Below are 20,568 nucleotides of genomic sequence, written 5' to 3' on the forward strand. Positions count from 1 at the left end.
GCATGAGCCGGTGAGGTTTTCCCATGAATGAACGCCCGACGCTGAATGATCTGAACGCCTTCGCGACGATCATCTCCCATCGCAGCTTCCGCAAGGCGGCCGATGAACTCGGCCTGTCTCCTTCGACGCTGAGCCACATGATGCGAGGACTGGAAACGCGCATGGGCGTGCGGCTGCTCAACCGGACGACCCGCAGCGTCTCGCCGACCGAGGCGGGCGAGCGGCTGGCGGCGCGGCTGAAACCGGCGCTGAGAGAACTCGATGCGGCACTTGAGGCGGTCGACGATTTCCGCGGCGGGCCGAGCGGGACGCTGAGGATCAACACGAGCAACATCGTCATCCGCCTGCTGCTCGAGCAGGCGGTGCCGAACTTCCTTGCCCGGTATCCGGACATGGCGCTCGATCTGGTCAGCGACGGTCGGCTGATCGATATCGTCGCCGACGGTTTCGATGCCGGGATCAGGCTGCGCGAATCCGTGCCGCAGGACATGATCGCCGTTGCCTTCGGCGGTCCTGCCCGCTTCGTGACCGTTGCCTCGCCGGATTATGTCGCGGCGCGCGGCGAGCCCCTGACGCCGGCGGATCTGGCGCATCACACCTGCATCCGCCTGCGGATGCCGAGCGGCAAGCTCTATCGCTGGGAATTCGAGCGGCGCGGCGAGGAGCTGACGGTAGAGGTATCAGGCGCGCTGACCCTGGATGACAATGAGCTGATGGCGCAGGCTGCCGTGGCCGGCCTCGGCATCGCCTACATTCCCCAGCATGTCGCGGCCCGGCATCTGGCGGAAGGACGGCTCGTGACGATGCTGTCGGACTGGTGCCCGCAGATCGACGGGCTCTGCCTCTATTATCCCGGCCATCGCCATGTACCGGCGGGACTGCGCGCCTTCATCACCGTACTGAAGGAGATGGGTGACCTGCCCGCCGGCTGATCTCAGTCGTCGACGGCGGGCGCTGCGTAATCCGCGTCACTGACCGGCTCCAGCCAGTCTGCGGTGACGCCGTCCTGCGATTCCTGGATGGCGATGTGGGTCATGGCCGTCTGCGGTGCTGCGCCGTGCCAGTGTTTTTCGCCCGGTGCGAACCAGACCACATCGCCGGGACGCAGTTCGCGCACGGGACCGCCGAGCGACTGCGCCCGGCCGCAGCCCGCCGTGACGACCAACGTCTGGCCGAGCGGATGGGTGTGCCAGTTGGTGCGGGCGCCGGGCTCGAAGGTGACGCTCGCGGCACGGACACGCGCCGGCTCCGGCGCCTCGATCAACGGATCGAAGCGGACCGCACCGATGAAATAATCCGCCGGCTGCCGTCTCGACGGCTGGGATCCGTTGCGCTTGATGTCCATGAGGGTCTCCTTCGGCGTGATTGCAAGGAGGATATAGGCCTCGGTTGCCGTATGGCAGCCTCGTGCTGAAGAATTCAGCGGTCGGGTGTTTCGTCGGGGAAGAGTATGGCCTCGTGATCCTGTGCGGCACCGAGGATGCGAAGAATTTCAACACCGCGATCGCCCAGCCGGTAGAAAACGAGGTAATTCCCGTAGGGCATACGACGGATGCCAGTCGTTTCACGGCCCTGGATCAGAGCGTAGCGACGAGGCATGTCTGCCAGCCGCTTGCTTTGGGCCACGATCTGGCGAACGAATGTGATGGCGCGACGCGGATTGTCGCTGGCGATGTACGACCATATGCGATCGAGATCAGTCCTGGACGCCGTTGAAAAGACGACGATCACGCATTGCGGCCCTTGTTCAGGGCCGCGTATTTCTCTTCAAAGAACTCCAGGACTTCGTCTGCGGTATGGACCCGTCCTGCCTCGACATCCGCGATGCCCTGCGCCAACTCCGCATCGAGTTCGGCCAACCGACGCTCCCTGACCTCAATCAGGCGTACACCTTCCCGCAAAACATCGTCGCGCGTCTCGTAGCGGCCGGATTTCACCAGCTCGTCCACATAGTCATCGAAGTGTTTTCCGAGGTTTGCGCTGTCGGCCATGGCGTGTGCTCCAACTCAGCGGAAGATAGCAATCGCGGAGCCGGTTATCAACGATGCCCTATGCCGGTCACACGGTGGAAAGCTTCAATTCCATGCAGGTGAGATCCAGCCAGCGGCCGAATTTTGTACCGACCTCGGAGAACTTTCCGGCGACGCGGAAACCGAGTGTCGTGTGGAGAGCGATCGAGGCTGCATTCTCCGCCTCGATGGCGGCGATCATGACATGGACGCCGTTGGAGGCGGCGCGGGCGATCAGCTCTTCCATCAGCCTCCGGCCGATGCCGTGGCCGCGGAAATCGCGATGCACATAGACCGAGTGCTCGACCGTGAAGCGGTAGCCATCGAAGGCGCGCCAGTCGCCATAGGACGCGTAGCCCGCAACCGCGCCATCGAGTTCCGCGACCAGAACCGGATAGCCCTTGGCCTTGCGCGCATCGAACCAGGTGCGGCGGTTGTCGAGATCGACCAGGGTCTCGTTCCAGATCGCCGTCGTGTTGGCGACGGCATCGTTGTAGATCTCCATGATGCCGTGAAGGTCGGCCTGGGCGGCGTCGCGGATGGTCAGGTTGCTGGTCGTCATGTGCTGTCCACTATATTATCATCAAGTCCACTTTAGCAGACAATACGCGGCTGTCGAGAGAATGACGATAGCGGACGCACGAAACGCGCCAAGATCAGATGCCGCTGCCGAGGCTGAAGCAGGTCATGACCGCACCGTAGTGGACGGCGGCGGCGGCAACGACGAAGGCATGCCAGATGGCGTTCTGGAAACGCAGACGCTCCCAAACATGGAAGATGACGCCGAGCGAGTAGATCAGGCCGCCGATGACGATCAGCAGGACGGTAACCGGCGGAAGATATTGCGACACCTCGTCCATGACGATGACGCCACTCCAGCCCATGGCGAGATAGAGAAGTATGGCGAGTTTGTCGAAGCGGCCGGGGAAAAGGCATTTCAGCGACACGCCGAAGATAGCAGTGAGCCAGATTGCCGCCAGCATGGCAGCGATCCAGGGATCGCCCGCGCCGCGCTGCAGGAAAGGCGTGTAGGTGGCGGCGATCAGGATGAAGATCGCCGAATGATCGAGCCGGCGCAGCAGCCACTTGGTGCGCGAATGGGGCCAGATATTGTAGGTGAAGGAAATCGACAGGCAGAGAACCAGGCCAAGGGCGTAAACCCAGGCCGCAGCGATCTCCCCATGGCTCGACCAGACGGTGGCGTAGAAAATGAGCGCCGTGGCACCAACCAACGCAAAGACGATGCCGATGCCGTTGACCACGCCATCCGCAACGATCTCGTGCAGATCGTAATGCCGTCCGAAATTGAAGAGTTCGCTCATTGCCTGCAGTCTCCGTCCGCGACCAGAATGTAAGCATCCGGTCAGGAACACAAGAGACCGTGGGCACAGCCTGATTCACATTCGGTTGCGAAAAGTAAGATGGGCGGTTGCGAAAGGTAAGACGGGCGGTTGCGGAAGGTAAGAGGGGCCGATGGCGCAGGGGAAATCGCCAGCTGGCGGACTACCGGTCGATCAGCACCGAGCACTTCGCGTGGCGCACGACACGGTCGGCGGTGGCGCCGATGACGTAGTTGGAGAAATCCGGGACATGCGATGCGACGATGATGAGATCAGCCTGCAACCGGTCTGCGGCGGCAAGGATTTCCCGCGCCGGCGCGCCCTGGCGGATCTCGATATCGGCGGCAACGCCCGTCCGTTCGCGCAGGTCGGTCAGATGCTCGTCGGCATCCTTCCTCGCCTTGACCGTCATGTCTATGGAGAGGTCCGACACGACATAAGCCGGCAGCTCCTCCACGACGTTGACGAGCAGGATCGTACCATCGGCGGCCTTCAGATCCGCCGCCTTGCGCAGCACGCGCTCGGCCTTGTCCATCTGGGTGGTGTCGACGGCGACGATGATCTTGTTATACATGCTGCAACCTCCTTGAATGCTTTCACCCTCGGGCACTGTCGGCCCAACCTACACCCGGTGCGTTGATTCGCATCAAGGATGATTGTCAACGTTTGCGAAACGAAGCTTCTCGGATTTCTCATCTTTCGTGAACGATGGTCTTGCGTGATATTGAGCCCCAACGCGGCTTTAGCCGCCCCGGAGATGACCATGACGAAATCTGAAGCAGCTTTTGCCCTGACGCGTCCGGCCCATGTGGACCGCGCTCATCTGGTCGTGACCGACCTTGATGCGACCTCGAAATTCTATGAGGACATCATCGGTCTTTCCGTGATGGAAAAGAGCGCCAGTGGGATGCTGCTCGGTGCCCACGGCCTGCCGCTGCTGCAGCTGACGACAGACAAGGGCGTGACACGGGCGCCGCGCCAGGCGGCCGGCCTGTTCCACACCGCCTTCCTGATGCCGAACCGCCAGGAGCTGGCGCACTGGCTTTCCCATGCGGCCCATCGCGGCGTGCAGCTGGACGGCGCATCGGACCACCTGGTTTCGGAAGCGCTCTACCTGTCCGACCCGGAAGGCAACGGCATCGAGATCTATCGCGACCGCACGCCGGAGGAATGGACCTATTTCCCCGACGGAACGGTGCAGATGGCGACCGAACGACTGAACCTGCAGGCACTTTACGATTCCGCGCCGCAAGGCGACTGGGCCGGCATGGCACCGGGCGCTTCGGTCGGCCATATCCATCTGCAGGTCGGCGACATTCCTCAGGCGGATGCCTTCTATCAGGACGTATTGGGGCTGAAGGTCATGGCGCGTTATCCGGGCGCGAGCTTCTTTGCCACCGGCGGCTATCATCACCATATCGCCGCCAATATCTGGAACAGCCGCGGCGCGACGGCCCGGCAGGACAAGATGACGGGTCTTTCGGATTACACCGTGCGCTTTAATGACCCGGCCGCGCTGCAGAAGGCGCTTTCCGCGCTAGAGACCCAGGAAATCGCAACGACGAAAACGTCCGAAGGGCACAAGTTGAAGGACCCGTGGGGTATCGGCCTGACGCTTGCAGCCTGATTTCTTCCCCAAAAGCCAATAACCACTCGGCGTTCCGGAACCGGAGCGCCGTTTTTGCGTTCTGGGGCTGGTAATTGGGGTTTTCAGGGACAGTCATGACGATCATGGGCGCGCGCGGCAGCAAGCCAAAGAAGCACAGCGTGGATTTTGGTCCGCATCGCAGGGAGTCGATGACCGTGATCGAGAACAGCGGGGCTGATCCCGACGCTCCCCTGGTACTCGGCCGCGATGCGCTTGAAGTGGCGATGGCCTGGGCGGTGATCGGCATATTCCTGATCATCTTCTTCGCCATCGTACATTACATGGCACTGATCCTCATTCCGGTGACGCTGGCCGTCGTGGTCGGGCTGATCCTCGGCCTTGTCGCGGACAAGCTGGGGCGGGCCGGCGTACCGCGCTTCGGCATTGCCCTCATCCTCTCGTCCCTCGTCTTCCTCGTCCTGTTCCTGATTGCCAATGCGCTGGCAGAGCCGGTCGCGACGCTGGTCAACGAAGGACCGAATTTCGTCGAGCGCTCCTACGACCGTCTGATGCCCTTCCTTGAACGGCAGCAATGGCTGAACATCTCGCCGGCGACATTCGAGACCGGGCCGATGTCGATGGACAAGCTGCTCGAAAATTCCACCAATATTCTGGGTGTCGTGACCGCAAGCCTGACGCCGGCAATCGTGCAGGGCATGATCTTCTTTGCGGCGCTCCTGCTGTTTCTCTATGGACGCGTCAGGCTGCGCAAGACGGTGATCATGGCATTTCCGCGCCGGCGCCAGCGGCTGATCACGATCCGCGTGCTGAACTCGATCGACCAGGTGCTCGGTTATTACTTTGCCACCGCCAGCGTAGTCTATTTCTGCCTCGGCATCGTCATGGCGCTGATCGCCTATCTCTGCGGCCTGAGCATGCCGGTACTGTGGGGCATGTTCGCATTCCTCTCGAGCTTCATTCCCTTCCTCGGCATCACCCTGATGACGATCTCGGTGGCGATCGCCGGCATCATCACCCATGACGGCATCATCATGGCGCTGCTGCCGGCCTTCCTGTTCTTCTCTGTGCACCTGGTCATGGAAAACCTGATCTTCCCTGCGGTGATGGGACGCCAGTGGGAAATCAACCCGTTCGTCGTGTTCATCGCCATCCTGTTCTGGACATGGATGTGGGGTGCAGTCGGCGCCATGCTTGCGCTTCCGCTGTCGCTGATCATGATGACGGTGCTGGCCGAACTGTTTCCCGAGCGGAAAGCCGTGCCGAATCTGCCGGGCTGACGGAGCGGAACCCCAATCGAAATCGCACCCGCTGCACAGCCAAGGTAATCCCGTTGGATTCTTCAGATCTCGACTTCCAGGACACCAACCATGACGACCTGTCGACCGGGCTTTCCCCATGGGGCAGCCAGCAGGGCCTGTCGGTGGCGGCTCCCGAACGGGATCGGCTGAAGGAGAGCATCAAGACCGATATCGCCATTGTCGGTGCAGGCATTACCGGCGCGTTGGCAGCCGAACACCTGACGAGCCTTGGGCACAAGGTGATCGTTCTCGATCGCGAACAGCCGGGATTGGGCAGCACGCGGGCGAGTACCGCCATGCTGCAATGGGAGACGGATAGCTCGCTCGTCGAACTGACCGGCCTTTATGGCTTCGAGACGGCTGCCGACGTCTATCGGCGCAGCCGCGCGGCGGTGGCCGGGCTGATGGAACTGGTTGCTACCCATCAGATCCCCTGCGCCTTCCACCCTCGCCCCACCCTGTACCTCGCCGCCGGGCAGGTCGGGGAAAAGGAGCTTCGAGAAGAACTGGCGCTGCGCCAAAGGGCGGGACTGCCGGGCGACCTTCTAACCTACGGCGCCCTGCTTGGGGATTTCGGTTTCGACCGCGAGGCGGCAATCCTGTCGCCCGAATCGGCCGAGGCCGATCCGCTGCTGCTCGCCTGGTCGCTGCTGCGGATCGCGGCCGGGCGCGGCGCCCGGATCATCGATGCAGACGCGCTGCATTTCCACGACGAAGGCCAGGGTGTGGTCATAGAGACTTCCGGTCCACATGTCATCGAAGCCGCTCATGTCGTGCTTGCGACGGGATATGTGATGCCGCATTTCGTCATGCCGGCGTGCCACACGATCTCATCGAGCTTTGCCCTGTCGACGGTGCCGCAGCGACCGGACCAGCTATGGCCACAGCGCGCGCTGACATGGGAAGCGGCCGAGCCCTATCTCTACATGCGGATGACGGCGGACAACCGCATCATTATCGGTGGAGAGGACGAGGAGATCGCCGATCCCGAGATGCGCGACGCGATGCTTTGGGACAAGACGATGCGGCTGAAGGAGAAGCTCCTGCAGCTGTGGCCGAAGGCAAACGCGACGATCTCGCATGCCTGGTGCGGGGCCTTCGGTGAAACGTCGGACGGGCTGCCGCTGATCGGGGCCGTACCCGGCGCGAAGCGCCTCTTTGCCGCCTATGGCTATGGCGGCAACGGGATCACCTTTTCCTATCTCGCCTCGCGCATGATCGCGGCCATGATATCGGGTGACAGGAGGGAATGGTTCGATAATTTCGCCCTGGATCGCGACCCGCGGAAATCAACCCAGGGTCAATCGTAGAGATAATACTTGGTCCATTCGTCGCGCGAGACCTTGGTGCCGATCTTATAGTCGAAGGACACGACCTTAAGCCCCTTGTCGGCGGTCTCGCATCTGAACTTCAGCCGATACCAATCCCCGCCGCTGCGGAAGGCGGCACCCGGTGCCTTGAGCTTGTTGCCGTTCTCGACAGGATCGGAAAACGTGTAGGCGATCACCTTGTCCGGCCGGAATTCACCCTTGGCGCGAATGCGATCCATCGCTTCCATGTCGCAGCGCTGCTCGCGCCGTTCATCCGGCGCCAGGGCATTCAGCTGCCGGATGACGCGCGCATCCAGAGAGTGGCTTGCAGAGGCGGAAAGCAGAATGACGGCCACCACCGACAGCGATCTCTTCATAATCATTTTCACCCATACTGACTCGTAACGGCGCGGAAGCTAGGAGATGCAGCCGCAATTGACCACCTATCCAGGCGTGCAATACGGTGATGTGAACAGAGAGGTGTTCGACAGGGGTATCGATGACGGAAGAGGTGCTTTCAGACGCCAGAAAAGAACAGATCAAACTGCGAGCAATATTCCTCAACAATATCGGGATCGGGGTTATGCTGATCGGCGTGTTCACGCCGATCGTGCGCGCAATGTACGAACCTGCAGCCATATCCGGCGACCTCGCGCTTGTCGGCGCGACGATGGCAATTTTGCTTTTCGGTCGGCGTAGCATTACATTTGGGAGGCGGTTTCATCCTTAGGGAGCTCAACAAATGACAGTGGAGCAACTGATCCTTATCCTGATGCCGTTTGCAGGTCTATCTATCGTGGTGGCATTCATTTTCTGGCAGAACCACCGCGAAGGCGTTGCCTACAAGGCTCAGGCAAAGAAGAAGTAACTCGTCGGCTTCGCGGCTTGCCTCCGCTCGCCCCGCAACCTATCTCTGGCACTCCTTCCTTTCATACCGGAGTGCTTCCTTGGCCCCCTCCTCCAAAACGCCTTTCGCTAATCTTCCAGCCGCCCCGATCGCGCCCAAGAAGCCGGTTTCCGACACCCGTCACGGCATCACCCGCACCGATGATTATGCCTGGCTGCGCGACGACAACTGGCAGGCGATGTTCAAGGATCCATCGATCCTGGATCCGGAAATCCGCAAGCATCTGGAAGCCGAGAACAGCTACATGGAGGCCGCACTCGGCGACACGGCCGACCTGCAGAAGGCGCTGTTTGCCGAGATGCGCGGCCGCATCAAGGAGGATGATTCATCGGTTCCGGTGAAGGACGGTCCGTTCGCCTACGGCTCGCTGTTCGTCACCGGCGGCGAGCAGCCGCATTATTTCCGCACGCCGCGCGACGGTGGCGACAAGCAGACGCTCCTGAACGGCGACAAGGAAGCGGCGGGCAAGGATTATTTCCGTCTCGCCGGCATCGACCACACGACCGACCATTCGCGCGGCATCTGGGGTTACGACGACAAAGGGTCGGAATATTTTACCCTGCGCATCCGCGATCTCGCGACCGGCGAGGACCTCGCAGACGTGATCGAGAACACGGCCGGTGGCGGCGTCTGGGCGCCGGACGGCAAGAGCTTCTTCTATACGTTGCAGGACGAGAACCATCGGCCGTCCAAGGTCTTCCATCACATCGTCGGCCAGCCACAGTCTTCCGACCGGCTGGTGTTCGAAGAGAAGGATCCGGGCTTCTTCATGGGCGTCGGTGGCTCGCTGCTCGACGATTTCATCTATATCGATATCCACGATCACGAGACCTCGGAATACCGCCTGATCCCGACCTCCGACCTGATGGCCGAGCCGAAGCTGGTGGCGGAGCGCGAGGAAGGCATCGAATATTCGATGACGGAAGGCGGTGAGGTCTTCTACATCCTCACCAACGACGGCGATGCGAAGGACTTCAAGATCGTCGAAGCGCCCGCATCCGCTCCGGGCAAGGAAAACTGGAAGGAAGTCGTGCCGCACGAGCCGGGCCGGTTGATCATTTCTCACATGGCCTATGCCCGCCACCTCATCTGGCTGCAGCGCAAGGACGGGTTGCCGCAAATCGTCATCCGCGACCGGACGAGCGGCGAGGAACATGCGATCGCCTTCGACGAGGAAGCCTATTCGCTCGGTCTCTCCGGCGCCGCCGAATACGAAACGAACACGATCCGCTTCTCCTATTCGTCGATGACGACGCCGACGCAGTTGTTCGACTACGACATGGTCACCCGTGAGCGCGTTCTCCTGAAGACCCAGGAAGTGCCCTCGGGCCACAATCCGGATGATTACGTCACCCGTCGCGTCATGGCGCCGGCGCATGATGGCGAGCTGGTGCCTGTGTCGCTGCTCTATCGCAAGGATACGCCGCTCGACGGCTCGTCACCCTGCCTGCTCTATGGCTATGGCGCCTATGGCATGACCATTCCAGCCTCGTTCTCCACCAATGCGCTGTCGCTCGCCGACCGCGGCATCGTCTATGCCATAGCCCATATCCGCGGCGGCAAGGACAAGGGCTTTGCCTGGTACGAAAACGGCAAGATGGAATTCAAGCAGAACACGTTCAAGGATTTCATTTCCGCCGCCGACCACCTGGTTTCGACCGGCTTCACGGCCTACGACCGGATCATCGCGGAGGGCGGATCCGCCGGCGGCATGCTGATGGGGGCGGTTGCCAACATGGCGCCGGAAAAGTTCGCCGGCATCATCGCCGCCGTGCCTTTCGTCGACGTCTTGAACACGATGCTCGACGACACGCTGCCGCTCACCCCGCCGGAATGGCCGGAATGGGGCAACCCGATCGAGTCGGAAGAGGAATATCGCTGGATCGCGGCCTATAGCCCCTACGACAACGTCACCGGTCGCGCCTACCCGCCGATCCTCGCCATTTCCGGCCTCACAGACCCGCGCGTCACCTATTGGGAACCGACCAAGTGGGTGGCCAAACTGCGCGAGATGACGACCGGCACGGCACCGATCCTGCTCAAGACCAACATGGCCGCCGGCCATGGCGGCAAGTCGGGCCGCTTCCAGCGGCTGGAGGAGATCGCCTTCGAATATGCCTTTGCCATCAAGGTAGCAGGCAAGATGTAATCTAGCAGACGCGGGCATCGGTTGATGCCCGCGTTTCGCTTTCCTACGGCATCCTGCCTCGCGTCCGATATGGACGCGCCCAAGAAGATGGGTGGACGCCGTTTCGCACCGACATTTCAGCGAGATATCTGCACATACGCCCCAGGGTAGCGAAGCAGCGCCGCCAGCACGCGCCGATTCGTTTGTCAATGATCCAGACAGGGCCACAGATTCACAACACAAGTCTCGCGCAAGTTTCCGGCGTTAACCATTCGTTAACCAAACTGGACGTGGGCGAAATGCCATGAAGATCGACAGCGGCCTTAGCGGCTATCATTACCCAAACCGCACCGTCGAGGTGGAGCGCAAGCAGGAAGACGCAGCACCGCGCGAGACAACCTCGACCGCCCGCTTTCCCGGCGCATTGACGGGAAGCAGCACGCTTCTTTCAAGTTCGCTTGCCAGCGCATTATGGGCAGTCGAAGTCGGCGACATGGATGCCGCGCCGACCCAGCCGGCGCCCGTCGCACAGGACTGGGTGCGCGACGTATTCCAAGAATTCAACTGAGCGCTTAAGCGCTATTTCATTCGCAGTCTGATGAACCGGCCACGCATTTTCGCGTGGCCTTTTTCGTTCATGCGGCGAGCGGTGTTACCTCGACCGTGACGTGGGACAGGCCGGGAATGGCCTTGAGCCTTTCCTTGTAGGATGCCGGCGTTGCCTCGGTCGTCGTCGCGATCGAGACGATCGTTGCGTAATGGCCCGGCCCCACCTGCCAGACATGCAGATCCAGGACGGTATCATCCGGCGTTTCCATGACGCGGCGGATCTCTTCGGCCAGATCGCCGGCACCCGGCTCGGCATCGAGCAGCACGCCGGATGTCGCGCCGATCAGGCCCCACGACCAGCGGGCGATGACGAGACCGCCGACAATGCCCATGATCGGATCGAGCGCATTCCAGCCGTAGATGCGGCCAAGGATCAGCGCGGCGATTGCCAGTACAGATGTCAGCGCGTCGGCCAGCACATGCAGATAGGCGGCGCGGAGATTGTTATCCTCGGCCTTTCCGTGATCGGCGGCATGCGCATGATCGCCGTGATGGCCGGAATGCGCGTGGCTTCCATGGTGGCCATGATGACCGCCATGGGCATGACCATGGTCGTCGCGCAGCAGCCAGGCGCTGGCGAGATTTACCAGCAGGCCGACAACCGCAACGAGGATCGCCTGGTCGAAATCGATCGCGACCGGATTTGCAAGACGCACGACGCTTTCCCAGGCGATGAAGAGCGCGACCAGCGCCAGCACGATGGCGCTGGCAAAGCCCGCGAGATCGCCGAGCTTGCCGGTGCCGAAGGTGTAGCGCGGGTTCCTGGCGTTGCGTCGCGCATACATATAGGCGAGCGCCGAGATCAGCATGGCGCCGGCATGGGTGGACATGTGCCAGCCATCAGCCATCAGCGCCATCGAGCCGAAGACCGATCCGGCAACGATCTCCGCCACCATCATCGTCGCCGTCAGCGCGATGACCAGCCAGACCTTCTTCTCGTTGCGCTCGTGATCCCTGCCCAGAAAGACGTGGTCGTGGGTCAGGCCATCGACACTGTTTGCCATGATGAACTCCATTGAAACTCTTCGGCGACACGGGGCAAGCAGGCCCCTTCCCCGGTTATTTTATGTAGGTGCGCAGGACATCTGCCAGTTCGCCGGCCGCCCTGGCGCGTTCGGCATCGCTCTCGGCGTGGACGACATGCTCGTGCAGATGACCTTCGATCACCTCACCGGTCAGCCCCGCCAGCGCGCCGCGGATCGAAGCGAGAAGCTGCAGGACATCGCCGCAGGGCGCCTCCGCCTCCAGCGATCGCTCGACCGCTTCCATTTGTCCCTTCATGCGGCGAACGCGCGCTAGAAGTTTTGCCTTGTCTCGAACGGTATGCGACATTGCCGTCTCCAATATAGTATAGGGGGGTATATTATATTTTCGTGAGCAGGCGCAAGCGCGATGAATCTTCGCTTGCGTGCCTCGCCGAAAAACCTATCTAAATCTCCAGAGACTAGAGCTATGGAGCAAACCATGCTGTCGATCGGCGATCTTTCGAAACGCACCGGGGTCAAGGTCCCCACCATCCGCTATTACGAGCAGATGGGGTTGATCGATGCCGCCGAACGATCGGAGGGCAACCAGCGCCGCTACGAGCGACAGGATCTCGAGCGGCTTGCCTTCATCCGCCATGCGCGCGACCTCGGGCTCGACATTGCCGCCATCCGCGAACTGATCGCGCTTAGCGCTCATCCGCACCAGCCCTGCGGCAATGCCGACCGCATTGCCGCCGACCACCTGAAGAGCGTGCGCACCAAGATCGAGAAGTTGAAGAAGCTCGAAGAGGAACTGGAGCGGATCGTCTCTCATTGCGACGGCGGGCACTCGATCGAGGACTGCTACGTCATCCGCTCCTTGTCGGACCACGGACTGTGCGACGGGGAGCATTGAGACCGCTTGACAACGTCCCCGGACAGGCGCATGAGAGCTGCCATGATCAATACGCGCCTCACCACCGCCGCAACGTATTTTTGGGCCTACCTGTAAAGGGCGGCTCGACAGATCATCATGTCAACAAGCCGCCGTCAGGCGGCTTTGTTGTATCAAACGGCACCTGACGGCAAAACGAGACCGGAAATGGATGCCGACAATGACCGAAGACAGCGAAATATCCCTGCCCCGCCCCTCCGTTGTGACGATCCGTAGCACCAAGCGCCACGACCTGCCCGAGCTCAACGAGATGATCGCGCTTCTGGCCGCGCATCACCATGATGCCTCCGCCATGACACCCGACATTCTCGAGCGCGACCTGTTCGGCGACATGCCCTGGATCAACGTGATCGTTGCTGATACCGGCAGCGAACTGATGGGCTACGCCATTCTCGTGCCGCTCTACCGTGCCGAGGAAGGCTCGCGCGGCATGGACCTGCACCACCTCTTCGTGCGCGACGGCCATCGCGGCCACGGCATCGGCCAGCACCTCGTCACCCGCGCCCGCGAAATTGCCAGGAATGCAGGCTGCGGCTATCTTTCGGTCAGCGCCGCCACCGGCAATTCCGCCGCCCACCGCTTCTACGAGCAGATGGATTTCAAGCCGCGGCCGGTGACCGGCATGCGCTATACGCAGGCGCTCGCCTGAGACATCCGTCTTCGGGCGGGACAATCATCCTGGAGGAGAGGACGAGATGACCGCAATCGCCGTGGCCCTGACGCCGGAATTTGCCGATTGGGAATGCGCGCTGCTGATGGCGGTGGCGCGCAGCTATCTTGGCGTCACCGTGAAGACGGCAACCGCCGACGGCAAGCCGGTGACCTCGATGGGCGGCCTCAACGTCACGCCCGATCTCGCCTACGGCGATCTGCAGCCGAAGGATTTCGACGCGATCGTCGTGCCGGGCGGTCTCGCCTGGGAGAAGAAGGCCGTGCCGGAAGGACTGGATGATCTCGTCATAGCCTTTCGCGAGCATAAGAAGATGACTGCAGGAATCTGCGCGGCCGCCAGCATGCTGGCCGGCACCGGTGCGCTGAACGGTGTCGCCCATACCGGCAACCGGCTTGCGTCGCATGAAAGCTATCCCGCCTATTCCGGCGCCGAGCACTATGTTGATGGACCGCAAGCGGTGCATGCCGATGGCGTGGTGACCGCCGCGGGCACGGCGCCCTATACATTCACCGTGGAAGTGCTGAAGGGGCTCGGCCTGTGGAACGATACGGCGCAGGAGGAGCTTGCGCCATTCTCGGCAGAGCATCGGTAGGACCGCGTCGACCTATTCGGCGGCCGGATCGATGGCACTTACGACGCGGGCAACGATCTCGTCCATCGTCGGCCCATCCAATGTTTCGATATAGCGTGCGGTCTTGTTCTGGATTCTTGCCGGGATATCGAAACTGCGGACCTGGTTGCACACGGCAACGCCCGTCGTTTCATGACCCGAAATCGGTACTGCCAGGCCCACATTGCGGGTGAAGCCGCCGCCACTGGTGATGGGCACGGTCATCGCCACGCCGAGCGCATTGATTTCGCGGGGCGTGATGACCACGAACCGATGCCGGTCCTTCATCTCCCGGCCCGCGACCGGATTGGGGTCGATCCAGAATACGTCGCCACGATTGGGCACATTGCTGCGCACCATCATGAGATCTCGTGCCCGACGGGATCCCCTTCGGTAGCCCAGGCCACGTCAGCATTCAGCCTGGACATGGCGTCCTTGCCTTCCAGCAGTTCGCTAAGCTTGTAGCGCTTTTTGGCACTCTTGAGCGGCTTCACGACCAGTTCGCCTTCAGACATCTCCAGCGAAAGCTGGTCGCCGATCTCCAGCTGCATCGTCTTCAAGACAGCCGGCGGTATGGTCACGATCGCCGCACCGCCCTGCTTTCTGATCTTTGTGGTGATGCTCATGGCCACGCCCTCAATGTGCTACAAATATAGCACATTGTTCGTGCGGAGCAAGCTCGGCTATCACTGCGACGGCACGGCTTTCAAATAAGCCGCAATCGCTTCCAGATCGCTTTTCGGCAGATGCGCCATGTTCTTCTGCACCTCGACCATCGAGCCGCCGGCGGAATCGTAGTCGGGGGTGAAGCCGGTTTCCAGGTAGTTGGCGATATCTGCCTCACTCCAGGAACCGATATCGCCGCCGGGCGTGATGTCGGGGATCGTGCCCTTGCCCTCCGGGTTCGGGCCGCCGGCGAGCCATTTGCCGGCTTCAAAGCCGCCGAGAGCGTTGCGCGGGGTGTGGCATTCGCCGCAATGGCCTGGGCCTTCGACGAGATATTGGCCGCGCTTAACCTTGTCGTCGGCGGACGCGAGTTCGACGCGCGGCTGGTCGTTGAAATAGAGGAATTTCCAGCCGCCCACCGCCAGGCGGATGTTGAAGGGGAAGCCGAGTTCGTGGCCGGGCGCGACGTTGCTGCTCGCGGGCAGCGTCTTCAGGTAGCCGAACAGGTCGTTGACATCCTTCGGCACCATCCGCGCATAGGAACCGTAGGGGAAGGACGGGTAGAGATGTTCGCCGCCCGGACCGACGCCGCGGGTCATGGCATTGCCGAACTGAGCCAGCGTCCAGCGGCCGATGCCGGCCTGAGGATCGGGCGAGATGTTGGGAATGTGGAACGTGCCGAACGGGCTCGGCAATGCACGGCCGCCGGACATCACCTTCAGAGCATCGCCCTCTGCACCGGTCGCGGCATGACAGCCGGCGCAGCCGCCGGCCCAGAAGATCTGCTCGCCATTGGGGAGATCGGGTTCTCCCAGATCGGCCCAATAACTGTCGGGATGGGGATCGGGCTTTGTCAGCGCCCATGCGGCACCGGCGCCGATCGCTATCACCGCGACGCCCGCCGCCGCTATCTTTGACCAGGTCGAGGCCATGGCATGTCTCCCGCTGTCGGTGGCCGGGCAGATCGGATCGAAGAGCCGCGGACAGGCTACCGCGGCTCGCCGTCGATCCGCGTTATCGCTTCAGGCGGTAGGTCTGGTGGCAGGTGCCGCAATTGGCGCCGAGCGTCTTGACCGCTTCCTGCACGCCGGCCTGGTCTGCCGGCATGGAGGCCAGGATCGTGTCGGCATCGCCCGCAAGCTTGGCTGCCTTGGCCTTGAAGTCGTCCATGTTGTCCCAGATCGCGGGGGCTGCCGCCGAATTGGCTTCCGAACCTGCAGGGAACTGGTCGGGGAAAGCCTTCATGTCGGCGCTGATCGTGGTCAGCGCGGTCTTGACCACGTCGGCGTCGAAGGGCTTTTCACCCTTGGCGATGCCGCCGAGCGCGCCCATGGAGGCGCCGACCTGTTTCATCATCTGCTCGCGCTTCTGCACGACCGCATCCTGCGCCGTGACGGCTGTCGCCGCCAAGCCAAGACAGAGAGCGGTGGCAGCGATGGTCTTGATCCCGAACTTCATGCGTGTTCTCTCCTCGTTGCGCGGCCAGCCCGGCCCGCGATTTCGCGCGGTGATAGTGGCCCGGCTTATGCGCTTGAAAGAAATCACGTTTCTGTCAGATTTGCCAGAGATGAGTGTATATGAGTGAACACTGCGTTCAGAGATCAAGGACACTACCAAAGGCTGCGGATCAGCCGCGGATGCCTTCCCACAGGGTCAGGCCCGAGACCACGACCAGCATTATGCCGCATACGCGGCCGGTCCAGATCGTGGCTGTGCCGTTGCCGATCAGGAACCGCCGGGCGCGGCCGGCCGCGAGCGCAAGGCTTCCATAGATTGCAAGCTGCATGCCGGCCGTCATTGCCGCCATGACCGCGGCCTGGGGCGCGAGCGGGCCGAAATCCGGCCGCAGGAACTGCGGATAGACGGCCAGCATGAAGAGATATGCTTTTGGGTTGATCAGGCAGGTCAGCACGCCACGCCGAAAGGCTTCCCAGTTGGTCCGCGTATCGGCGTGTCCGACATCCTCGACGATTATGGCGCTGCGCATCAGGGTCACGCCGATCCAGGCCATGTAGAGCCCGCCGGCGATCATAAGCGGCGTGAACAGGACCGGGATGAGCTTTGCCAGCAGGCCGACGCCGAGCGCACCGTAGAGCGAATGAACGAGCCCGCCGAGCATCATGCCGCCGGTCGCGGCCAATCCGGCAGCGCGGCCGCGGGTGAGCGCATTGGCCAGCACGAACATCATGTCCATGCCCGGCAGAATGATGATGCCGAACAGGAGCGTCGAGAAGAGCCAGAGATTTTCACTGTAAGTCATGTCAGTTATCGCACCATCCGAATGCAGGGCCAACTGCCCGGAAAGCCTGTTTTCCGGGTTTATGCGAGGTGCTATAGGACAGGCCAACTGACAGCATTCTGTCAGTTGCATTTCTAGGAGCCCAGGAATGCGCAAGGCCTCGCGCTTGTTCGAGATCATCCAGATCCTGCGGCTGGCCCGGCAATCGGTGACGGCGGCGGAGATTGCCGATCAGCTGGAAGTGACGGTGCGCTCGATCTATCGGGACATCGCGGCACTGCAGGCCATGCGCGTGCCGATCGAGGGCGAGCGCGGCATCGGTTATATCCTGCGCCCCGGTTTCACTCTGCCGCCGCTGATGCTGTCGGTCCAGGAAACCGAGGCGATCGTGCTGGCGCTGGCACTGCTGGAGCGCACCGGCGACACCGAGCTGAAACGGGCGGCAAAACAGGTGAACCGCAAGATCGCAGCCGTCGTGCCCGCGCCGCTGACCCAAGCTTTTTCCGCCAATGCGCTGCATGCCTGGGGCACGGCCGCTCCGGTGCCGGATGCGGTGGATCTCGGCCTCGTCCGACGAGCAATCCGCGACGAACAGAAGCTGCTGCTCGATTATCGCGACGAGCTCGGCAGTGCGACGGAGCGAACGATCCGGCCGATCGCGCTAATCTATTATTCGCAGACGGCCAATATCGTCGCGTGGTGCGAGCTGCGCCAGGCGATCCGCAATTTTCGCGCTGACCGGGTGGAGCATTGCGAAGCGGTGGACGGCTTCTTCCGTGGCGAGGGCGACGGGCTGCGCAAGATCTGGGTCGATGGCTGGACGGCGGTTCCCACCGCCGGCTGACGCTGCCGATCAGAGCGGCAGCGTGCGGTTTTCCTCGCGGCCGTGGCCGATGATCTCGATGCGATCGGCATGGATCTCCACGACGGCGAAGGTGTTTTCCGTCTCGGTATCGACCATGCCCTTGAAATTCACGTACCAGGTGGAGCCGTGGCGGCCGAAATTGCCGGCGTGATAGTGGCCGTCGAGATAGGCGACGACATTGCCGGAGCGCTCGAAGAGGTCGACCACCCGGTCGCAATCCCAGAGATTGTGGTCATGTTCGGGGAAGAGCGGGTAATGGCCCATGACCACGACCTTTTCGCCCTGCGCCTTCGCGGCCACAAGCGTTTGCTCCAGCCAGGTGAACTGGGTGTCGCTGATGCCGGCATTCCAGGTCTTGGCATTGATCGCGCCGGCGGCCGTCAGCGCCTCGAGGCGCCGCTTTGCTTCCTCATGGCGCGGATCGCCTTCCGGCGTGGAAAAGAGGCTGATCTCGTTGCCGTCGATCACCACGAAGCGGATGCCGCCGCGGAGAAAGTGGTGCCAGGGCGCCGGCATGCCGAGGCGGGCATGCACCTCGCCCATCCTCTCGGGCGCGACATAGAAGTCATGGTTGCCGGGAAGCAGAATGCTTTCGTGGCGCAGAGCGTCATAGACCGGCAGGATGCGGTCGAAACTTTCCCAGTCGCGGTCGATCAGGTCGCCGAGGGTGACGACGAAGGAAAGATCCTCGCCATTGAAGGTCTCGATCGCCTCAGCAAGCTTCTTCGGGCTGTTGCGATAGTATCGATCCACTTCCGGCCTGGGATCGGCGTCAGCATATTGGGGATCGGCGACGACGCCGAAGCGGAGGAGCGGTTCTGCGGAGGACATGGCGCGCGGCGTAATCGCGGGACGTGACATTGGTGTGACAGCAGGAGACAGACCGGTGCCTCGTTTGCTGGAAGCCACCCGCAAGCCATCGGTCGCTTCAAGCGCTGTGCCGATATCCCGGGCCGGAAATTCTGTTCAGATGCCGAGCCCAGTATCTCCGTCGCCCTATGGTCCACATTGTGATATTTTTCATCCATGCGAACGAGCACCCGCTATGCAAGGAGTGGTGAACTCAACATCGCCTATCAAGTGATCGGCAATGGCCCCTTCGACGTTCTCTACGTGCCTGGCTGGGTTTCCAATCTCGACTATTCCTGGGAATTTCCGAGAATTGCCCACCTGCTGGAGCGACTTAGTGCTTTCGCTCGACTGATCATCTTCGACAAGCGCGGAACCGGTCTCTCAGATCGCAATGTCGGTTATCCTACACTCGAAGAGCGCATGCAGGATGTCCAAGCGGTGATGGAAGCCGCGGGCTCGACCCGCGCGGCACTCATGGGCACCTCCGAGGGAGGTAACATGTGCATGTTGTTTGCCGCGACTTATCCGGAAAAAACCACTGCGCTCATCCTCTATGGAGCTTTTGCGAAGGGGCTCTGGTCAGAAGATTACCCTTGGGCCAAGACACGTGAGCAGGTGGAAGAGGAACTTGCAGCTATTGCGCGGGACTGGGGCGGACCTTTCGACATGAGCAACGCGGCCCCAAGTCTGGCACATGATCGGAAGGCCCAGGATTGGTTCAGCGGCTACCTGCGCAATTCGGCTTCGCCGCAGGACGCGCTTTCCCTTTGGCGCTGGAACACCGAAATCGATGTTCGAGGCATATTGAGCGCCATTCATGTACCGACGCTTGTGATCCACAGGACTGGCGATCGATGGGTGAAGGTCGAGGAAGGGCGCTATCTGGCCGACCATATCGCTGGGGCAAAATGGAAGGAGCTTTCCGGCGATGATCATCCGATCTGGGCAGGAGACACCGATCAAGCACTCGATGAAATCGAGGAATTTCTGACCGGTATTCGGCCACGCCCACTCTCCGAGCGCGTACTGCTGACAGTGCCCTTCACCGATATCGTCGGCTCCACGTCTCTGTTGGCTGAGATGGGCGATCAGGGATGGCAAGACCTGTTGCGTCGCCATGACGACGGAGTACGCGCAGCACTTTTGCGCTACGACGGCAAGGAAGTGAAATCGATGGGCGATGGCTTTCTGGCGACGTTCCAGCACCCGAGCAAGGGAATAAGATGCGCATGCGCTATTCGCGATCTGGCAGGCGAGCTGGGCCTGGAAACTCGTGCTGCACTCCATACCGGTGAATGCGAGACGCGGTCGGCGGATTTGAGCGGCATCGCAGTCAACATAGCTGCGCGGATATTGGGCGACGCCGCTGCCGGGGACATCCTCGTTTCAGCGACGGTCAGGGACCTAGTCATCGGCTCCGGCATCGCGTTCAGCGCCCGGGACGAAACGACATTGCGTGATGTTCCTGGACGCTGGCAAACCTATTCTGTAACCGGCACGGCATAGACGCATCGATCGTTGCGGGTTTATTGC

At 61.8% G+C, this 20,568-nt stretch carries 28 protein-coding genes; 13 read left to right on the top strand and 15 right to left on the bottom strand.

The genetic code is table 11. The features are described 5' to 3' along the window. Positions 1 to 23: 23 nt before the first annotated feature. On the top strand, positions 24 to 932 hold the full coding sequence (locus tag BM216_RS07220; protein ID WP_092997244.1) for a LysR family transcriptional regulator: 909 nt from the start codon (positions 24 to 26) through the stop codon (positions 930 to 932). A gap of 2 nt (positions 933 to 934) precedes the next feature. On the opposite strand, the gene BM216_RS07225 is transcribed toward BM216_RS07220, so the two are convergent. The 6 genes from BM216_RS07225 to BM216_RS07250 all read right to left on the bottom strand — a co-directional run bounded on the left by BM216_RS07225 (position 935) and on the right by BM216_RS07250 (position 3,923). Further along, on the bottom strand, positions 935 to 1,345 hold the full coding sequence (locus BM216_RS07225) for a (R)-mandelonitrile lyase (RefSeq protein ID WP_092997247.1): 411 nt from the start codon (positions 1,343 to 1,345) through the stop codon (positions 935 to 937). A 74-nt stretch (positions 1,346 to 1,419) separates the two neighbouring features. Beyond that, positions 1,420 to 1,731 carry a type II toxin-antitoxin system RelE/ParE family toxin gene (locus tag BM216_RS07230; protein ID WP_092997250.1) on the bottom strand — a complete coding sequence of 104 codons (312 nt, stop codon included), beginning with the start codon at positions 1,729 to 1,731 and terminating at the stop codon, positions 1,420 to 1,422. Continuing rightward, positions 1,728 to 1,991: a type II toxin-antitoxin system ParD family antitoxin gene (locus tag BM216_RS07235; protein ID WP_092997253.1), complete on the bottom strand. Its 264-nt coding sequence runs from the start codon at positions 1,989 to 1,991 to the stop codon at positions 1,728 to 1,730. Before BM216_RS07235 ends, BM216_RS07230 begins: the two co-directional genes overlap by 4 nt. Before the next feature lie 67 nt (positions 1,992 to 2,058). Continuing rightward, positions 2,059 to 2,571 carry a GNAT family N-acetyltransferase gene (locus tag BM216_RS07240; RefSeq protein ID WP_092997256.1) on the bottom strand — a complete coding sequence of 171 codons (513 nt, stop codon included), beginning with the start codon at positions 2,569 to 2,571 and terminating at the stop codon, positions 2,059 to 2,061. Between the two features lie 94 nt (positions 2,572 to 2,665). Next, a complete protein-coding gene (locus BM216_RS07245) occupies positions 2,666 to 3,331 on the bottom strand; it encodes a PAQR family membrane homeostasis protein TrhA (protein WP_092997259.1) in 666 nt (221 codons plus the stop codon). 181 nt (positions 3,332 to 3,512) lie between these two features. Beyond that, complete coding sequence (locus BM216_RS07250; protein WP_092997262.1) at positions 3,513 to 3,923, bottom strand: universal stress protein; 411 nt, start codon at positions 3,921 to 3,923, stop codon at positions 3,513 to 3,515. Between the two features lie 183 nt (positions 3,924 to 4,106). On the opposite strand from BM216_RS07250, the gene BM216_RS07255 reads away from it, so the two are divergent. The 3 genes from BM216_RS07255 to BM216_RS07265 all read left to right on the top strand — a co-directional run bounded on the left by BM216_RS07255 (position 4,107) and on the right by BM216_RS07265 (position 7,566). After that, entirely contained in the window at positions 4,107 to 4,976 is an 870-nt protein-coding gene (locus tag BM216_RS07255; RefSeq protein WP_092997265.1) for a VOC family protein, read from the top strand. A 95-nt stretch (positions 4,977 to 5,071) separates the two neighbouring features. Beyond that, complete coding sequence (locus BM216_RS07260; RefSeq protein ID WP_092997268.1) at positions 5,072 to 6,235, top strand: AI-2E family transporter; 1,164 nt, start codon at positions 5,072 to 5,074, stop codon at positions 6,233 to 6,235. A gap of 53 nt (positions 6,236 to 6,288) precedes the next feature. Continuing rightward, complete coding sequence (locus BM216_RS07265) at positions 6,289 to 7,566, top strand: NAD(P)/FAD-dependent oxidoreductase (RefSeq protein ID WP_244530113.1); 1,278 nt, start codon at positions 6,289 to 6,291, stop codon at positions 7,564 to 7,566. Here the strand turns inward: BM216_RS07265 and BM216_RS07270 are convergent. Beyond that, positions 7,557 to 7,943 (bottom strand): DUF930 domain-containing protein, encoded by a 387-nt coding sequence (locus BM216_RS07270; RefSeq protein ID WP_092997274.1) that lies wholly within the window; start codon positions 7,941 to 7,943, stop codon positions 7,557 to 7,559. The genes BM216_RS07265 and BM216_RS07270 overlap by 10 nt on opposite strands. Positions 7,944 to 8,065: 122 nt before the next feature. Here BM216_RS07270 and BM216_RS07275 point away from each other — a divergent pair, with 122 nt between their 5' ends. The 4 genes from BM216_RS07275 (at position 8,066) to BM216_RS07285 (ending at position 11,169) form a co-directional block, all read left to right on the top strand. After that, positions 8,066 to 8,296, top strand: coding sequence for a hypothetical protein (locus BM216_RS07275; protein ID WP_092997277.1), 231 nt, complete (start codon positions 8,066 to 8,068; stop codon positions 8,294 to 8,296). Positions 8,297 to 8,308: 12 nt separating this feature from the next. Beyond that, entirely contained in the window at positions 8,309 to 8,434 is a 126-nt protein-coding gene (locus BM216_RS35000) for a hypothetical protein (RefSeq protein ID WP_280141670.1), read from the top strand. A 79-nt stretch (positions 8,435 to 8,513) separates the two neighbouring features. Then, the gene (locus BM216_RS07280) at positions 8,514 to 10,622 is read left to right on the top strand and encodes a S9 family peptidase (protein ID WP_092997280.1); all 2,109 of its coding nucleotides are present in this window, start codon (positions 8,514 to 8,516) and stop codon (positions 10,620 to 10,622) included. A 283-nt stretch (positions 10,623 to 10,905) separates the two neighbouring features. Then, positions 10,906 to 11,169 carry a hypothetical protein gene (locus BM216_RS07285; protein ID WP_092997283.1) on the top strand — a complete coding sequence of 88 codons (264 nt, stop codon included), beginning with the start codon at positions 10,906 to 10,908 and terminating at the stop codon, positions 11,167 to 11,169. Positions 11,170 to 11,236: 67 nt separating this feature from the next. Here BM216_RS07285 and dmeF read toward each other — a convergent pair whose 3' ends face one another. Then, positions 11,237 to 12,214, bottom strand: coding sequence for a CDF family Co(II)/Ni(II) efflux transporter DmeF (dmeF, locus tag BM216_RS07290; RefSeq protein ID WP_092998428.1), 978 nt, complete (start codon positions 12,212 to 12,214; stop codon positions 11,237 to 11,239). A gap of 55 nt (positions 12,215 to 12,269) precedes the next feature. Further along, positions 12,270 to 12,542, bottom strand: coding sequence for a Ni(II)/Co(II)-sensing transcriptional repressor DmeR (dmeR, locus tag BM216_RS07295; RefSeq protein WP_092997286.1), 273 nt, complete (start codon positions 12,540 to 12,542; stop codon positions 12,270 to 12,272). A 132-nt stretch (positions 12,543 to 12,674) separates the two neighbouring features. Between dmeR and BM216_RS07300 the strand changes: the two genes are divergently transcribed. The 3 genes from BM216_RS07300 to BM216_RS07310 all read left to right on the top strand — a co-directional run bounded on the left by BM216_RS07300 (position 12,675) and on the right by BM216_RS07310 (position 14,395). Continuing rightward, positions 12,675 to 13,091: a MerR family transcriptional regulator gene (locus BM216_RS07300; protein ID WP_092998430.1), complete on the top strand. Its 417-nt coding sequence runs from the start codon at positions 12,675 to 12,677 to the stop codon at positions 13,089 to 13,091. 199 nt (positions 13,092 to 13,290) lie between these two features. Then, positions 13,291 to 13,779, top strand: coding sequence for a GNAT family N-acetyltransferase (locus tag BM216_RS07305; RefSeq protein ID WP_092998432.1), 489 nt, complete (start codon positions 13,291 to 13,293; stop codon positions 13,777 to 13,779). A gap of 46 nt (positions 13,780 to 13,825) precedes the next feature. Further along, positions 13,826 to 14,395, top strand: a complete 570-nt coding sequence (locus BM216_RS07310; RefSeq protein WP_092997289.1) for a DJ-1/PfpI family protein — start codon at positions 13,826 to 13,828, stop codon at positions 14,393 to 14,395. Between the two features lie 12 nt (positions 14,396 to 14,407). On the opposite strand, the gene BM216_RS07315 is transcribed toward BM216_RS07310, so the two are convergent. The 5 genes from BM216_RS07315 to BM216_RS07335 all read right to left on the bottom strand — a co-directional run bounded on the left by BM216_RS07315 (position 14,408) and on the right by BM216_RS07335 (position 17,339). Beyond that, complete coding sequence (locus tag BM216_RS07315; RefSeq protein ID WP_092997291.1) at positions 14,408 to 14,776, bottom strand: type II toxin-antitoxin system toxin MazF; 369 nt, start codon at positions 14,774 to 14,776, stop codon at positions 14,408 to 14,410. After that, positions 14,773 to 15,039, bottom strand: a complete 267-nt coding sequence (locus tag BM216_RS07320) for a type II toxin-antitoxin system antitoxin MazE (protein ID WP_092997294.1) — start codon at positions 15,037 to 15,039, stop codon at positions 14,773 to 14,775. Before BM216_RS07320 ends, BM216_RS07315 begins: the two co-directional genes overlap by 4 nt. A 60-nt stretch (positions 15,040 to 15,099) precedes the next feature. Next, positions 15,100 to 16,011 (bottom strand): c-type cytochrome, encoded by a 912-nt coding sequence (locus BM216_RS07325; protein ID WP_092997297.1) that lies wholly within the window; start codon positions 16,009 to 16,011, stop codon positions 15,100 to 15,102. A gap of 82 nt (positions 16,012 to 16,093) precedes the next feature. Continuing rightward, positions 16,094 to 16,537 carry a c-type cytochrome gene (locus BM216_RS07330; protein WP_092997300.1) on the bottom strand — a complete coding sequence of 148 codons (444 nt, stop codon included), beginning with the start codon at positions 16,535 to 16,537 and terminating at the stop codon, positions 16,094 to 16,096. A 169-nt stretch (positions 16,538 to 16,706) separates the two neighbouring features. After that, the gene (locus tag BM216_RS07335; protein ID WP_092998434.1) at positions 16,707 to 17,339 is read right to left on the bottom strand and encodes a LysE family translocator; all 633 of its coding nucleotides are present in this window, start codon (positions 17,337 to 17,339) and stop codon (positions 16,707 to 16,709) included. 127 nt (positions 17,340 to 17,466) lie between these two features. On the opposite strand from BM216_RS07335, the gene BM216_RS07340 reads away from it, so the two are divergent. After that, positions 17,467 to 18,162: a helix-turn-helix transcriptional regulator gene (locus BM216_RS07340; RefSeq protein ID WP_092997303.1), complete on the top strand. Its 696-nt coding sequence runs from the start codon at positions 17,467 to 17,469 to the stop codon at positions 18,160 to 18,162. A gap of 9 nt (positions 18,163 to 18,171) precedes the next feature. Here the strand turns inward: BM216_RS07340 and BM216_RS07345 are convergent, their stop codons facing one another. Beyond that, positions 18,172 to 19,014 (bottom strand): metallophosphoesterase, encoded by an 843-nt coding sequence (locus BM216_RS07345; protein ID WP_092997306.1) that lies wholly within the window; start codon positions 19,012 to 19,014, stop codon positions 18,172 to 18,174. Positions 19,015 to 19,209: 195 nt separating this feature from the next. Between BM216_RS07345 and BM216_RS07350 the strand changes: the two genes are divergently transcribed. Further along, the gene (locus tag BM216_RS07350) at positions 19,210 to 20,541 is read left to right on the top strand and encodes an adenylate/guanylate cyclase domain-containing protein (protein WP_092997309.1); all 1,332 of its coding nucleotides are present in this window, start codon (positions 19,210 to 19,212) and stop codon (positions 20,539 to 20,541) included. Positions 20,542 to 20,568: the final 27 nt, after the last annotated feature.

Source organism: Rhizobium sp. NFR07, assembly GCF_900111905.1.
Classification (GTDB): domain Bacteria; phylum Pseudomonadota; class Alphaproteobacteria; order Rhizobiales; family Rhizobiaceae; genus Neorhizobium.